The following is a 13,226-nucleotide window of genomic DNA, read 5'->3' as shown; positions in this document are numbered from 1 at the left end:
ACAGGGCGCCGCCGGGCCAGGCGGGCTAGGCCAAGGCCTGGACTCAGGATTCGGCCGCCGATGGCGGCAGGCTCTTCTTGTCCTGGCCGCCGCCCAGCAGGTTGCTCAGTGCATCCGTGGGCAGGCCCTTGCCGCCGATGAACTTTTGCAGCAGCTCCTGCACGATGGGGCTCTTGGCCGAGACACCCTCGACCGCCTTGCCCACCGACAGCGCCTTGGCAAAGTTGTTGAAGAAGTCGCCACCGCCGCCGACGATGTCGATATTGGCCTTGGACAGCGCGGCCGACAGCACCTCGGCCTGCTCCTGCGCCACGGTCTTGTTCGCCTCGATCGCAGCCAGCGCCTGCTCGAAGTTCTTCTCCAGCTGCATGCGGAACTCTTCGTGCGAGCGGGCCTGGTCGGACAGCGACGCGAGCGCCGTGAACTTTTCGGTCAGACCCTTGGCCTCGGCAAACAGCTTGTCGCGCAGCACATCGGCTTCGGACTGGCCGACATCGCGGGTCACCACTGCCTTGGTGTTGCCCACCTGGGCTTCACCACGGGCCTGTGCCATCAGACGCTCTTCGAGCACCTTGGCATCGGCCAGGCCCAGCTTTTCGTTGGCATCGGCCTGCGCCTCGATCACGCGCACTTCGGCCAGGCCCTTTTCCTCTTCGCCGCGCGCCTGGGCGATCAGCTTTTCGGCAATGATCTTGGCCTGCACCATGCCCTCGCGCTCAATGGCCGCTGCCGTCACTTCGCGCACCTTGGCGTCCGCCAGGCCCGGCGCTGCGCGCTCGACCTCGATGGCCTCGGCCATCTTCTTCTTGGCTTCGGCGGTCTTGCCGGCCGCTTCCAGCTCGGCCTGGGCCAAGGTGGTCACCTCGACGGCCTTGTGGCGCGATGCCGACTCGTCGGCCTCGGCCTTCTTGACCTGGCGCACCATGTCTTCTTCGGCCTGGGCCTGGGCGGTCAGCACGGTGACCTGCTTCATGCGCTCGGCCTCGGACACCACGCGCACTTCCTTGATGCGCTCCTCTTCCTGGGCCACGCCCTTTTCCACCACCACGCGCTCGCGGATCACATTGGCGATATTGGCCTTCTCGACCTCGATGGCCTTTTCCTTCTCGATGCGCTGCAGCTCCACCTCGCGCTGGCGCGAGACCACTTCCAGGTCCTTGGCGCGGGTGACCTTTTCAATCTCGATCACCACCGCGCGCTCGCGGTTCTGCTGGGCCACCGCCACTTCGCGCTGGCGGTTTTCCTCGCGGATGTCGAGCTGCTCCTGCGTCTGGATACGGGCCTGCTCGGCCTTGAGGCGCTCTTCTTCCTGCACCTTCTGGGTCTCGGCCTGCTCGCGCGCCTGGATGGTGGCGATCTCGCGCTTCTGGCGCGCCTCGGCATCAGCCTGCTGGCGCTCGAGCGCCAGCATCGCTTCCTTGGTCTCGACATTCTTCTTGGTCACGGCCAGCTCGGCATTGCGCTCGAGCTCGTTGGTGACGATGTTCTGGTTGGCCGTCAGCTCGGTGATCTTGCGAATCCCTTCGGCGTCCAGGATGTTGTTCGGGTCCAGCGAGGCCTTGGAGGTCTGCTCCAGGTAGTCGATGGCCACGTCTTCGAGCACATAGCCGTTCAGGTCATTGCCGATCACATGGATGATCTGGTCGCGGAAATCTTGGCGGTTCTCGAACAGTTTGACAAAGTCGATCTGCTTGCCCACGGTCTTCAAGGCCTCGGAGAACTTGGCATTGAACAGCTCATTGACGGCACCCTTCTCCGATGCACGCTCCACACCGATGGCCTTGGCCACCTTGAGCACGTCGGCGGCGGTCTCGTTGACGCGCAGGTAGAAGGCCACGGTGATGTCGGCACGCATGTTGTCGCGGCAGATCAGGCCTTCCTTGCCACGGCGGTCAATCTCCAAGGTGATCAGCGAGATGCGCATGAACTCCTTCTTGTGGATTACCGGCAGCACCATGCCGCCGGTGAACTTCACCTTGGGCTGCGAGGTCGTGTCATTGATGATCAAGGCCGTGCCCTGGGGCACCTTGATGTAGAAGGCCTTGACCAGCGCAAACAGGCCCAGGATGACGATGAAGACCGTGCCGATCACCACCCCCGCGACTATGTACCACTCCAGATTTCCCCAATTCATGCGTAGCTCCCTATCAGTATCAATTTCTAAAAAAATGCGATGCGGGCCCGCCGCGCCGGCGCTGGCGAGCCGCTCCTATCAAACAGGTGGGTGCAAACCCGGTATCTCGCTGCCGTCGAACTCGGCCTTGCTGACCACGCGCCAGGCGTTGTGCGCAGGCAGGTGCTCGATCAGCACGATCTCGGTGCCGCGCGGCAGATCGCGCTCGGGCGAGCGCATCTGCACATTGAGCCCGCCGCCGCCGTCATCGACGCTGCCGTAACCTTGCGTGGCGTTGACAACGCCGCTGCGCACCAGGCCTGTGCGGCCCAGCAGCACCTGCGGGGTTTCGGGCGGCGCAATGCGCGCCACCAGGCCGCGCAGCGGCCGCAGCACCACCACGGTGGCGGCAAAGCCCAGCACCAACGCGGCCAGCGCCAGCGCGCTGCCGATGATGAGGTTGACCAGGGTCCAGCCCTCGGGCATCGGCACCAGATGGCACAGCACATAGGAGGCCAGCCAGGACAGCAGCAGCAACACCGTCAGGATGACGGTGGCCGGAATGCCGCCCAGGCCCACCTTGAGCAGCAGGCCGGCGAGCGCGCTGACCGAATGCTCCACGCCATGGGCATGGTCGCTGCCATCGAACAGCAGCCATTGGTCCAGTGAATCGGTCTCCACCAGGCCCACCAGCGCGATCAGCCAGTACAGCAGCATGCACAGCAGCAATGCGCCGAAGATGAAGGTCGGAAAGCCCAGCGCATAGTGCAGAAAGGTCGACATGGCAGTCCCTCTTCTCGGTGTGCGGTAGCGGGCGTGGCGCCGGCTCCTCACTTGTTGTGTGTCTGGTCGGGCCCGCCAGGGGCCCGGGCGCGATCAGCCCTGCTTGGTGCTGGCGCGCTGCGCCTTGAGGCGCTCGAGCACCGACTGCGCATTACCGGCAGCGGCGGTGATGCCCGCGGCACGCAGCTTGGCATCGAGCGCGTCTTCGCTACTGCTGTTTGCCAGCTCGGCCGCGCTTTCCATGCGGGCGCCGCGCTCGGCCTGCTTTTGCTTGATGCGTTCGAGCGAATCGAGCGCCGTCTGCACGCGCGACTGCGAGCCGGTGTAGCGGCCCGCTACCGTGGCCTGGGCGCGCTGCACGCTCTCGGTGGCCTTGACGGTGTCGGCCTGCTGCTTGAGCCGCTTGATATTGGACTGCGCAGTCTGGATCGCGCCGCGCAGCTGCTCCACGCTCTGGGTGAAGGCGCCCAGCTGGGCCTCTTCCTCGTCACGCTGGGTTTCGAGCAGGACCACCTTGCCGGCGACTTCAAGCGCCAGCGCCTCGTCCTGGGTTTCCAGCGCCTTCATCGCATAGCCTTCGTACTCGGCAATCTTGGCTTGCGTGGTCTGCAGCTTGCCAGCGGACAGCTTTTGCTTGGCCATGATCTCGGCCAGCGCTTCCTTGGAGCTATTCAGGTCGTTGTCGGCATCGCGGATTTCCTGGTCCAGGATGCGCAGCGCCTGGCTGTCGGTGACGGCTTCACCCGCCTCGTGCGCGGCGCCGCGCAGCGCAGTCACCAGCTTGTTCCATACGGTCATGATGCTCTCCTTGTACTGTGGGGTCGGGGACGGGCTGCGCTCAGACCTGCGCCAGGGTCAGATAGGGGGCCAGCGCCTCGGTGGCCTGGATCACGCTGTCGGCCAGGATCAGGATCTCGGCCAGGATGTCGTCCGTGCTGCTGTTGGCGCGCATCGCGGCAAACATCACATAGCCTTCGCCACCCCGGGTCAGGGGCTCCAGCGCCATCGTCGTGAACGGGAACAGCTTTTGCAGGCGCAGGATTTGCGCATTGAGACCGGCGCTATCGCGCACCTGGTTGGCGGGCCACAAAAAGGCCTCGACCACCAATTGCTCACCCGACAGGGCCACATGCACGGGCAGGTCGCCAAAATCGGACAGGGTGACCAGCACGCTGGTCTCGGCCCCCTCCAGTAGCTCTATCTGCAACTTGCCCTCGCGGGCCAGCGCCGATGCGCCCAGCTCGTCGGCCAGCGCCTGAATGCTGCGGTAGTGGTGCTTGCTGCTTTCCATGCTCCCCTCCTGTCGGTGGATGGTCAATGAACCCGGTTGTGCCTGCGGCTGGCGCATCTGCTTTTCGAGCAAATGCAGGGCCGCGCTGTACTCTGGAAGTACCCAGACCTCTTTTTTCACCAAACCCTGCTCCCGCAGCCGTTGGCGGTGCAGTCGCTGGTAGTGGGCAGATGTTTTTGGATCCATGGGATGACGATAACAGCCATTACATGTGATGTGTACATGTAATAGTTTCAATATGTAAATTCTCCTTTGAAATCATAGCACTGCAGGGCTATTTCACGGGCTGTCACCGTGTTTTGTCTCTGTGGGGACCGGCCCCATCCTGTGACATCTTCACAATGGCCGCATGCTTTTGATCGACCTGCACCACGCCCACGCTGCCTTGCAAGACAACGGCGTTGCCACCTTGACGATTCGCCATGCCGGCAGCCTCAATATCCTGTCGTCGCCGGTGCTCGAAGCGCTGGCCCAGGCATTCGATACGCTGGCGCAGGACACGCGCATCCGCGTGCTGGTGCTGCGCGGCAGCGGTGACAAGGCCTTTGTCGCGGGCGCTGATATCAAAGAAATGCGGGCGCTGACGCCGGACAATGCCGCTGCCTTCATCACCCGGCTGCGCCGCGTCTGCGAAGGCGCGCGCCAGTTCCCCACGCCGGTGATTGCCCGCCTGCCGGGCTGGACGCTGGGCGGCGGGCTGGAGCTGGCCTGCGCCTGCGATATCCGCATTGCCAGCAACCGGGTGCAGTGCGGCATGCCCGAGGTCCAGGTCGGCATCCCCTCGGTGATCCATGCCGCCATGCTGCCCCGGCTGATTGGCGGGGCGCGCACGCAGTGGCTGCTGCTGACCGGCGACAACATTGACGCCGCACAGGCGTTGCAATGGGGCCTGCTCGACCAGGTGGTGCCGCCCCAGCGGCTCGACGACGAGGTAGAGCGCCTGGCCAACCAGCTGGCCGGCTACGGCCCGCAGGCACTGCGCCAGCAAAAACGCATGCTGCGCGCTTGGGAGCGGCAATCTGTCGACCAGGCCATCGAAGACAGCGTGCAGGAATTTGCCAACGCCTTCAAGACCGGTGAGCCCCAGGCCTATATGGCCCGCTTTGGCCAGCACTGATACAGGGGCAAGCCTGCCTGCGCTTGAGCGGGCAGGCCTATCTGCGCTTTGCTAGCAGGCGGCATCACCTGCTGATGCCGGGGCTCCGCAACCGGGGCCCGTTTCTCTCCCTACCGCCCCCTTGATCGCCCATGCCGTCTGCGCAGGGGTGATGTCCCATCGCGCCCGGATGGCACACGCCCAGCGCTGGCCCCCTGTTGCAGGGCGCAGTGTGGTTGCCAAGCCCCAGCCATCCCTTGTCATTTTTCTATGGGATTGGCAACACACCCCCAAGAAAAAGCATCATCCAGAAACAGGAAATTTTGATGCGCCGCAGCAATATTTACATTTGATCGTTAAAAATCGCTTCCAAATCAAGCATCAATTTGTAACCTCACCAACGACGTTTGCAGGCAGATCGTTGATAGTATTTCCCTTTGTGGTTAATAAATACTTACTTTTTACCAGGATACTTGTTGAAACACTATTCATGCATTTGTGGCGATTGATATAATCGAATCACAAGTCGTGAGAATTTTTTTCTATCAATCACCATGCCCAAGCGCTCCGCCCCCTCCTTTCAGGCCCCTGCCCTCTGCGCAGCGCTCCTGGGCCTTTTGCCTGTATGGGCCCATGCCCAGCCACTGCGGCCTTACCAAGCCAGCTGGGCCACCTGGGGCCTGGGTCTGTGCCTGGCCGCGCTGATGGTGGTGGTGGCGCTGGAGGCGCTCTACACCTTCCGCCACTACGCCTTCACGCTCAACCGCCTGTTCGCACGCCAGCGCCCGCTGTATGCCGGCATCGAGCAGGCGCACTGGCCGCACATCACCGTCTTTATTGCAGCGCACAACGAAGAGGCCGTGATCTCGGGCTGCATCGAGGCGCTCCTGGATGTGGACTACCCGCGCGATCGCCTGACGATCATGCCGGTCAATGACCGCTCGACCGATGGCACGCGCCAGATCATCGACAGCTATGCCGACCGCCACCCTGGCCGCCTGCAGCTGTTCCACCGCCAGGAAGGCCCTCCAGGCAAGGCCGCGGCGCTCGCCGATGCCACCGCCATCGTCCAGGCCCGGGGCGAGTCCGAGCTGATCGTGGTGTTCGATGCCGACTACCTGCCGGGCAAGAAGATCATCAAGCAGCTGGTCGCCCCCTTCCTCGACCCCGAGGTGGGCGCCGTCATGGGCCGCGTGGTGCCCCAGAACGCCGGCGTGAACCTGCTCACCCGCCTGCTCGATCTGGAGCGCTCCGGTGGCTACCAGGTCGACCAGCAGGCCCGTTTCAACATGGGTGCGGTGGCGCAGTACGGCGGCACCGTGGGCGGCATTCGCCTGAGCGCGCTGCAGGATGTGGGCGGCTGGACCCCCGAGGTGCTGGCCGAAGACACCGACCTGACCTACCGCCTGCTGCTCAAGGGCTGGCAAACCGCCTACCTGGGCTACGCCGAATGCTATGAGGAAGTGCCTGAGAGCTGGGCCGTGCGTTTTCGCCAGATCAGCCGCTGGGCCAAGGGCCACAACCAGGTGATGACCAAGCTGGGCACCGAGATGCTGACCCGCAAGGGCCTGCGCTGGATGGAGCGTGTCGACGGCGTGGCGCTCCTGGGCGTGTTCCTGATGTCGCCCATCTTGCTGGTGGGCTGGCTGCTGGCCCTGGTGCTGACGGTCACCGGCTACGGCATCGGTGCCAATGTGAACATTGCCTTGCTGATGCTGCTGATCGCCACCGGTTTTGCCTGCGTGGGCAACTTCGCCGCCTTCTTCGAAGTGGCCGCTGCCGTGCACCTTGACGGCCACCAGCGCCGCCTGCGCCTCTTGCCGCTGCTGCTGACGGGCTTTGTCGTCAGCATGGTGGCCGTCTCCAAGGCCACGATCGACGGGCTGCTGCTCGACAAGCTGTTCAAGCGCCAGTTCAAATGGGACAAGACCGTGCGCTACCGCCAGGCGCCCGCCGCTGCCCCGGTCGTCTCGCCCGCAGCCCTGCCTGAAGCACGTGTATGAACGCCCCCGTCCATCCCCTGCTGTTTGGCAGCATGTGGCTGACCGTGACCGCCCTGGTCTTCCTCTTGCCGCTGCTGCCGGCGCTGCGCGAGCTGTATTCGCGCAGCGATGCCGATGCACTGGCCATCGATCCGCTGGACAACGGCCGCACGGACTACACCGCCCAGCGCATGGCCGAGCAACTCGATCTGCTCGAAGCCATGCCGCGCGTGGCCCAGTGGCAGCACGATGACCAGGGGCGCCTGATGGTGCCCCGTGGCCAATCGCGCCTGATGGCCCGGACCGAGGTGCCGGTCGTGATCGGCTTCAGGTCCCAGCTGCGCACCCTTGTCTCCAGCGACATCGTCGAGCTGCAGGCCAACAGCGTGGTGCAACGCGTGCTGCATGCCAAGAGCATCCACTGCCTGGGCCCGGCCCAGCTGGCCCGCCTGACCAGCGCCGAGCGCCATATCGTGCTCTCGCCCGGTGCGCGCTTTCTGCGCCTCTCGGCCGCCTGCATCTTTACCTGGCCCCTCAAGCGCTCACTGCAGTTCCCGCTGCCCGAGCTGGGCACCGGCATGCCGCTGACGACGCTGCAGCGGCGCCATGAAGGCGACCTGCGCATTCCCGCCGGCACCATTGTGCGCGGTGGCCTGGTGGTCACCGGCAACCTGCTGATGGAAGAGATGTCCGTGGTCGTGGGCCATATCAAGGTGCATGGCAATGCCGTGCTGGCCCAGAGCGCCTGTGTGCAGGGCGCGGTGTTCGTGCAGGGCGACCTGCAGACCAAGGGCAACAACTATGTCGAAGGGCCGCTGTGCGCCGGCAAGCGCCTGCAGCTGGGCCCCGACAGCCAGGTGGGCGACAAGGAGTGCCCCAGCAGTGTCTCGGCCTGGACCATTGCCTTACACGCCAGTGTCCGCGTCTATGGCAGTATGGCTGCTGTACGTTCCGGACAGGTGGTGCTATGAAAACACGCAATCTCTGGATCGCCTCGGCAGCCATGGCCTGGCAGCTGGCAGGCGCAGCGCAGCCGGACGAGCCCCCGGCGCTGGCCGCCTTTGCCACCGGCGATGGCGCCTACTACACCACCTTGGGCGGCCAGGTCGTAGACCCTTACTTCGTCAACAAGGGCTTCACGATCGCGCTGCAGGCGGGTGTGCCGCTACGCGCCGAGCTGCAGCAGTGGCTGGCCTGGCTGCTGCCGCGCCAGCGCCAGGATGGCGGCTTTGACCGCTTTTGCCCCACCGCAGACACTGCCTGGCGCAGCTGCATGGGCGCCGATGCCGACGACTCCATGGCCGCCACCACGATCGAGATGCTGCACTTGGCGCGGCAGAAGCAATGGCTCACTCCTGGTCAGCAGGCCGCTGCCCAGCAGGCCATTGCGCGCAGCCAACAGCTGCTCGCGCGCCTGCGCAACCCCAGCAACCAGCTCTACAAAGCCTTGCTGGACACCGAGCTGTACTACCTGATGGACAACATCGAGGTCTACGAAGCGCTGCGCGCGGCCGAAGGGGCGCAGGCGGGCCCCGCCTCCAAGCAGCTGGCAGCGGCCATCAACCGGCGTTTTCGCAGTGGCAGCGACTGGAAACCGGCCTTGCCCGAATACGACCGTCCGCGCTTTTATCCCCATACCCTGGCCAGCGCCTACCTGTGGCAGACCGGGGTGATTTCCCGCGCCGAATCGGACCGCGCCACCGCCCAGTGGCTGGCCCAGCATGGCAGCGCCTGGCTCTCGCGCAGCGAAGACCACTATGCATGGGGCCTGGTTGCATGGAAAATGCGTCAGACCGCACCGATCCAGGCCGCCTGCTGGCGTGCATCGCTACGGCCCTTCCAGCCTGCGGTAGGCTGGACCGTGTTGGATGCGATGATCGACCACGCGCTGGCGCACACGGGTATCAGCACCCAGTGCCCTTTTGCAATGGCCACGGCGCCCGCGCCGGTGCCCGCGCCCACAACCACCCCGGCTGCCAACCCTTGAGGCTGACACCATGAACAAGCTCTTGCGCTGGAAAAAATGGCTGGCCGCCACCGCAGTGGTGCTGTGCCTGCTGGCCGTCATTGGCTGGCACCAGTCACGCAGCCTGCAGGCCAGCCAGCACTACGCCACCATCAGCTTGCTGATCCCCGATGGCATGCCCGCCCATGCGCCCCAGGTGCAGATCTGGAGCGAGGCAGCGCGCGAGCGCGGCCTGCTGCTCAAGCCGCTGGCGATCAGCGAATGGATGCGTGGCATCCACTATGGCGCCCCCGCTGCGCAGCAGGCGGTGATCCTGCCCGATACCTTCCACCGCAATATCTCTGATGCGGCAGTGCAGACCTTGATCGACGTGGTGCAGGCTGGCGGCCAGGCCATGGTGGTGCAGGACGGCGGCATGCTCGACGAGCGCGGCTACTACAGCAAGGGCACATCGCGCCTGTCGCAGATGCTCGGCGTGCGCTATGGCGACTACGACACCTACAAGGACCAGCTGTCCGACTATGAAGAGATCCGGGGCGCGCCCACCACGATGGAGCTGCTGGGCATCCCGCCCGGGCGCTACCTCGATGCCAAGGCCGCTGCCAAGCTCACTGCGATCGACCCCGAGGAGCTGGCGGTCGATCAACCTGGCTTTCCCAGCTTCATTGCCGGCTACACCAAGGATTCGCAGCGCTTTACCGTGCTCAAGACCGACCGCCCCCAGGGCGCACGCATCCTGCTGCAATCGAGCAATGGCGATGTGGTGGCCAGCGTCAACCACTGGGGCAAAGGGCAGGCGATGTTCATCAACCTGCCGCTGACCTATTTGCTGCAGCGCACCGACGGCATTTTCCTGCACGGTTTTCTGGCCTACTTTGCCCAGCAGCTGGTGCAGCAGCCGCAACTGCTGGCATCACCGGACGGCATTGGCGCGCTGGTGCTGAACTGGCACAACGACGACGGCCGGGCCATCGGCTTTTTGCACGAGCTGCAGGAAGCGGGCATTTTTGACCACGGCCACCAGTCCTTGCACTTCACCGCCGGCCCCGATGTGAACCAGCCAGGCGACGGGCTGGGCATGGACCTGGACTACAACGAAGACGCCCAAAAGATGATCCAGATGCTGCTCAGCCAGGGCCACAGCATCGGCAACCACGGCGGCTGGATCCACAACTATTTCGGCAACAACGCCTCCGACGACAACGCCGACGATTTCATGCCGTTTCTCGACCTGAACAATGCCTCGGTCACCAAGGCCAACCATGGCCTGCAGCCCAAGGAATACTCGGCCCCCAACGGCAATACGCCGCTGTGGACCTATGACTGGATGGCCGAGCACGGCGTGCAGTCCTTTTACACGGTGGCCAACGTCGGCATGCCGCCCACACGGCTGTGGTTGGGCACGCGCCAGGTCCAGCAGTCCTGGGCCTTCCCCGTGCTGACCTACGGCCAGGTTGCGTCGGCCGAAGAGGCCTCGTTCCAGAAGATACCGGTTGCCGAGTTCGGCCAGTGGCTGCAGCAGGTGGCGGGCTTTATCGAACATACCCGCAGCATCCGCCTGAGCTACTTTCACCCGATTGGCGCGGTGGAGTACCTGCCAGCGGTCAAGGCCTACATCGACAGCGTACAGGCCTGTGCGGACCGCAAGCAGTGCCAGTTCATCTCGATGGGCGAGGCGGCCGACTTCCTCAGTCGGCGCAACCAGGTGCAGTGGTCCATCGCGGCCGAGGGCGACAACGACCTGCTCAGCGCCAGCCACCCGCAGTCCCTGGCCGCGATGGCCTGGACTGTGCCCAAGACAAAATATGCGGCCGTGCGTGTGCGCGCTGGCCAGGCCCAGGTGCAAGCCACCGATAGTGCCTGGCTGGTGCGCGTGCAGGACGGTCAAGAACTCAGCCTTGAAATGCGTCGCCAAAAATGAGCTCCTCCACCCCTTCCTCCTCCTTGTCCGTCGCGGCCATCATGGGCACCCGGCCCGAGATCATCAAAATGGCCCCGGTGGTGCTGGCGCTGCGCCAGCGCGGTATCACCACCCATGTGCTGCACACCGGCCAGCACGAAGAGATGGCCTGGCCGCTCTATGAATTTTTCGGCATCGCGCCCCAGGAGGTGATCCGCCTCAAGCGCGAGGTCGCCACCTTGCCGGCGCTGTCGAGCGAGCTGATGTCGGCCATCGGCAGCACCCTGGCCAGCCTCCAACCGGCCGTAGCGCTGGTGCATGGCGACACCAGCAGCGCGGCCATGGGCGCGCTCGCGGCCGCCTTCCTGCAGATCCCCGTCGGCCATGTCGAGGCCGGTCTGCGCTCGGGCCGCATCTCCGAGCCTTTCCCCGAAGAGATCAACCGCAGCCTGATCGGCCGCGTGAGCCAATGGCACTTTGCCCCCACCGGCCAGGCCCGCGAGAACCTGGAGAAGGAAAACGTGCCCGGCGAGATCGCGGTGGTCGGCAACACCGTCGTCGACGCCGTGCTGCTGGCCGCGCGCCATGTGCGCACGCAGCGCGCTGCCGGCCAGCCGGTGGCCAACCCCGACTACCAGTGGTTCGTCGACAGCGGCCTGCGCCAGCTGGTGCTGGTAACGGCACACCGGCGCGAGAACTGGGGCGCGCCCATGGTGGAGATCGCCCAATCGGTGGCGCGCCTGCTCGAGCAGCACCCTGAGGCCGCCGTGGTCTGGCCGGTGCACCTGAACCCGCTGGTGCAGCAGGTGGTGCGCGGCGTGCATGGCGCCAGCTCCGCAGACGTGCAGCGCCGCTGGCGCCTCACGGCCCCGCTGGATTACGCGCCCATGGTGGAGATCATGGACGCCGCCCAGCTGCTGCTGACCGACTCAGGCGGTATCCAGGAAGAAGGCCTGTCACTGAACAAGCCCCTGCTGGTGATGCGCGATGTGACCGAGCGTCCCGAAGTCATCGCCTGCGGCGCCGGCCTGCTGGTGGGCACCGAGGCCGAGCGCATCCTCTCGGCCGCCAGCCATGTGCTGGCCACCGGCCAACTGCCCGGCCTGCCGCCCGCCTCTGTGGACAACCCCTTTGGCGATGGCAGCAGCGGCTTGCAGATCGCCGCCGCAATTGCCCGCCATCTGCAGCCCTCCTCCCTCTGAACAACCTCTACAAGAACCCCATGAACACCTTCTTCCTCCGCAGCTCCATGGCGCTGAGCGCCGCCGCCTTGCTGGCCCCTGCCATGGCCCAGACCACCGGTGCCAGCGCCGCAGCGCCCATCACCGAGCCCGCCGCCGCGCCTGCAGCACCGGCCGCAGACTTCGAGCCGGGCCAGCGCGGCCGGGTTGATATCGGCGCGGGCTTCTCCAGCCTGACCGGCGGCAACAGCAACTGGAATGACGAGTACGTGCGCGGCTATGTCGGCCTCAAGCCCGGCACCGTCCTGAACTGGGACCTGGCCAGCCAGCGCCACTTCGACCAGCGCGGCACCGTGGGCGCGCTGTCGCTGACACACACCTTGTCGCCCTGGTGGTACATGTCGGTGGGTGCCAGCTCCGGCTCGGCCGACTTCCAGAACAAGTACCGCGGTGACATCGCCATCTACCGCAAGTGGACCGAGAGCCAGCAGTGGGTGACGGGCCTGTCGCTGATGAAATCGGCCAGCCGCGACGGCATCCACCGCGACACCGGCATCACCGCCTCGGTCGCCTACTACTCGACCAACGACTGGGTCGGCGAAGGCGGTGTGGTCTACAACAAGTCCAACCCCGGCTCGGTCGAAGGCTACCGGGGCTTTGCCGCGCTGACCATGGGCCGCGAAAAGCAGCACTACTTCACCGCCCGCATCGACCATGGCAAGGAAGGCTACCTGCCCACCGGCGCCATCGCCAACGGCGTGGGCAACCAGGTCGGCTTCCAATCGACCGAGCTGAGCCTGCAATGGCGCCAGTGGCTGGGCAAGGACTGGGGCTACCTGGTGGGCGGCCAGTTCTACCGCAACCCCTACTACAACCGCAAGGGCCTGAGCGCTGCGGTGTTCTTCGACTTCTAA

Annotated in this window: 12 protein-coding genes; 8 read left to right on the top strand and 4 right to left on the bottom strand. The window is 65.2% G+C overall.

The features are described 5' to 3' along the window. Positions 1-43: 43 nt before the first annotated feature. From DCO45_RS20040 to DCO45_RS20025, 4 genes are all read right to left on the bottom strand, one after another. On the bottom strand, positions 44-2,134 hold the full coding sequence (locus DCO45_RS20040; RefSeq protein ID WP_116927464.1) for a flotillin family protein: 2,091 nt from the start codon (positions 2,132-2,134) through the stop codon (positions 44-46). Positions 2,135-2,212: 78 nt separating this feature from the next. Continuing rightward, on the bottom strand, positions 2,213-2,896 hold the full coding sequence (locus DCO45_RS20035; protein WP_116927463.1) for a ubiquinone biosynthesis protein UbiH: 684 nt from the start codon (positions 2,894-2,896) through the stop codon (positions 2,213-2,215). Positions 2,897-2,989: 93 nt separating this feature from the next. Then, the gene (locus tag DCO45_RS20030) at positions 2,990-3,694 is read right to left on the bottom strand and encodes a PspA/IM30 family protein (RefSeq protein ID WP_116927462.1); all 705 of its coding nucleotides are present in this window, start codon (positions 3,692-3,694) and stop codon (positions 2,990-2,992) included. A 40-nt stretch (positions 3,695-3,734) separates the two neighbouring features. Then, a complete protein-coding gene (locus DCO45_RS20025) occupies positions 3,735-4,187 on the bottom strand; it encodes a YjfI family protein (RefSeq protein ID WP_232539485.1) in 453 nt (150 codons plus the stop codon). Positions 4,188-4,536: 349 nt separating this feature from the next. On the opposite strand from DCO45_RS20025, the gene DCO45_RS20020 reads away from it, so the two are divergent. The 8 genes from DCO45_RS20020 (at position 4,537) to DCO45_RS19990 (ending at position 13,226) form a co-directional block, all read left to right on the top strand. Then, complete coding sequence (locus DCO45_RS20020; RefSeq protein WP_116927460.1) at positions 4,537-5,304, top strand: enoyl-CoA hydratase; 768 nt, start codon at positions 4,537-4,539, stop codon at positions 5,302-5,304. Positions 5,305-5,425: 121 nt separating this feature from the next. Then, positions 5,426-5,797, top strand: a complete 372-nt coding sequence (locus DCO45_RS22810) for a hypothetical protein (RefSeq protein ID WP_133248224.1) — start codon at positions 5,426-5,428, stop codon at positions 5,795-5,797. A gap of 40 nt (positions 5,798-5,837) precedes the next feature. Further along, a complete protein-coding gene (locus tag DCO45_RS20015; RefSeq protein WP_116927459.1) occupies positions 5,838-7,286 on the top strand; it encodes a glycosyltransferase family 2 protein in 1,449 nt (482 codons plus the stop codon). Beyond that, entirely contained in the window at positions 7,283-8,236 is a 954-nt protein-coding gene (locus DCO45_RS20010) for a polymer-forming cytoskeletal protein (RefSeq protein ID WP_116927458.1), read from the top strand. The genes DCO45_RS20015 and DCO45_RS20010 overlap by 4 nt, the downstream gene beginning before the upstream one ends. After that, positions 8,233-9,252, top strand: coding sequence for a hypothetical protein (locus tag DCO45_RS20005; RefSeq protein ID WP_116927457.1), 1,020 nt, complete (start codon positions 8,233-8,235; stop codon positions 9,250-9,252). Before DCO45_RS20010 ends, DCO45_RS20005 begins: the two co-directional genes overlap by 4 nt. 10 nt (positions 9,253-9,262) lie before the next feature. Beyond that, entirely contained in the window at positions 9,263-11,152 is a 1,890-nt protein-coding gene (locus DCO45_RS20000; protein WP_116927456.1) for a hypothetical protein, read from the top strand. After that, positions 11,149-12,333 carry a UDP-N-acetylglucosamine 2-epimerase (non-hydrolyzing) gene (gene wecB / locus DCO45_RS19995; protein ID WP_116927455.1) on the top strand — a complete coding sequence of 395 codons (1,185 nt, stop codon included), beginning with the start codon at positions 11,149-11,151 and terminating at the stop codon, positions 12,331-12,333. The genes DCO45_RS20000 and wecB overlap by 4 nt, the downstream gene beginning before the upstream one ends. Positions 12,334-12,353: 20 nt before the next feature. Next, positions 12,354-13,226, top strand: a complete 873-nt coding sequence (locus tag DCO45_RS19990; protein ID WP_116927454.1) for a YaiO family outer membrane beta-barrel protein — start codon at positions 12,354-12,356, stop codon at positions 13,224-13,226.

This window comes from Comamonas sp. JNW (assembly GCF_003105075.1).
Lineage (GTDB): Bacteria > Pseudomonadota > Gammaproteobacteria > Burkholderiales > Burkholderiaceae_C > Comamonas > Comamonas squillarum.
The sequence above is the reverse complement of the archived record's forward strand: the minus strand, read 5'-3'. Positions and strand labels throughout refer to the sequence as shown.

Coding starts and splice junctions, on each gene's coding strand:
- DCO45_RS19990 (WP_116927454.1), top strand. CDS start 12,354: ATGAACACCTTCTTCCTCCGCAGCTCCATGGCGCTGAGCGCCGCCGCC.
- DCO45_RS20010 (WP_116927458.1), top strand. CDS start 7,283: ATGAACGCCCCCGTCCATCCCCTGCTGTTTGGCAGCATGTGGCTGACC.
- DCO45_RS20020 (WP_116927460.1), top strand. CDS start 4,537: ATGCTTTTGATCGACCTGCACCACGCCCACGCTGCCTTGCAAGACAAC.
- DCO45_RS20025 (WP_232539485.1), bottom strand. CDS start 4,187: ATGGAAAGCAGCAAGCACCACTACCGCAGCATTCAGGCGCTGGCCGAC.
- DCO45_RS20000 (WP_116927456.1), top strand. CDS start 9,263: ATGAACAAGCTCTTGCGCTGGAAAAAATGGCTGGCCGCCACCGCAGTG.
- DCO45_RS20030 (WP_116927462.1), bottom strand. CDS start 3,694: ATGACCGTATGGAACAAGCTGGTGACTGCGCTGCGCGGCGCCGCGCAC.
- DCO45_RS20035 (WP_116927463.1), bottom strand. CDS start 2,896: ATGTCGACCTTTCTGCACTATGCGCTGGGCTTTCCGACCTTCATCTTC.
- DCO45_RS20015 (WP_116927459.1), top strand. CDS start 5,838: ATGCCCAAGCGCTCCGCCCCCTCCTTTCAGGCCCCTGCCCTCTGCGCA.
- wecB (WP_116927455.1), top strand. CDS start 11,149: ATGAGCTCCTCCACCCCTTCCTCCTCCTTGTCCGTCGCGGCCATCATG.
- DCO45_RS20005 (WP_116927457.1), top strand. CDS start 8,233: ATGAAAACACGCAATCTCTGGATCGCCTCGGCAGCCATGGCCTGGCAG.
- DCO45_RS20040 (WP_116927464.1), bottom strand. CDS start 2,134: ATGAATTGGGGAAATCTGGAGTGGTACATAGTCGCGGGGGTGGTGATC.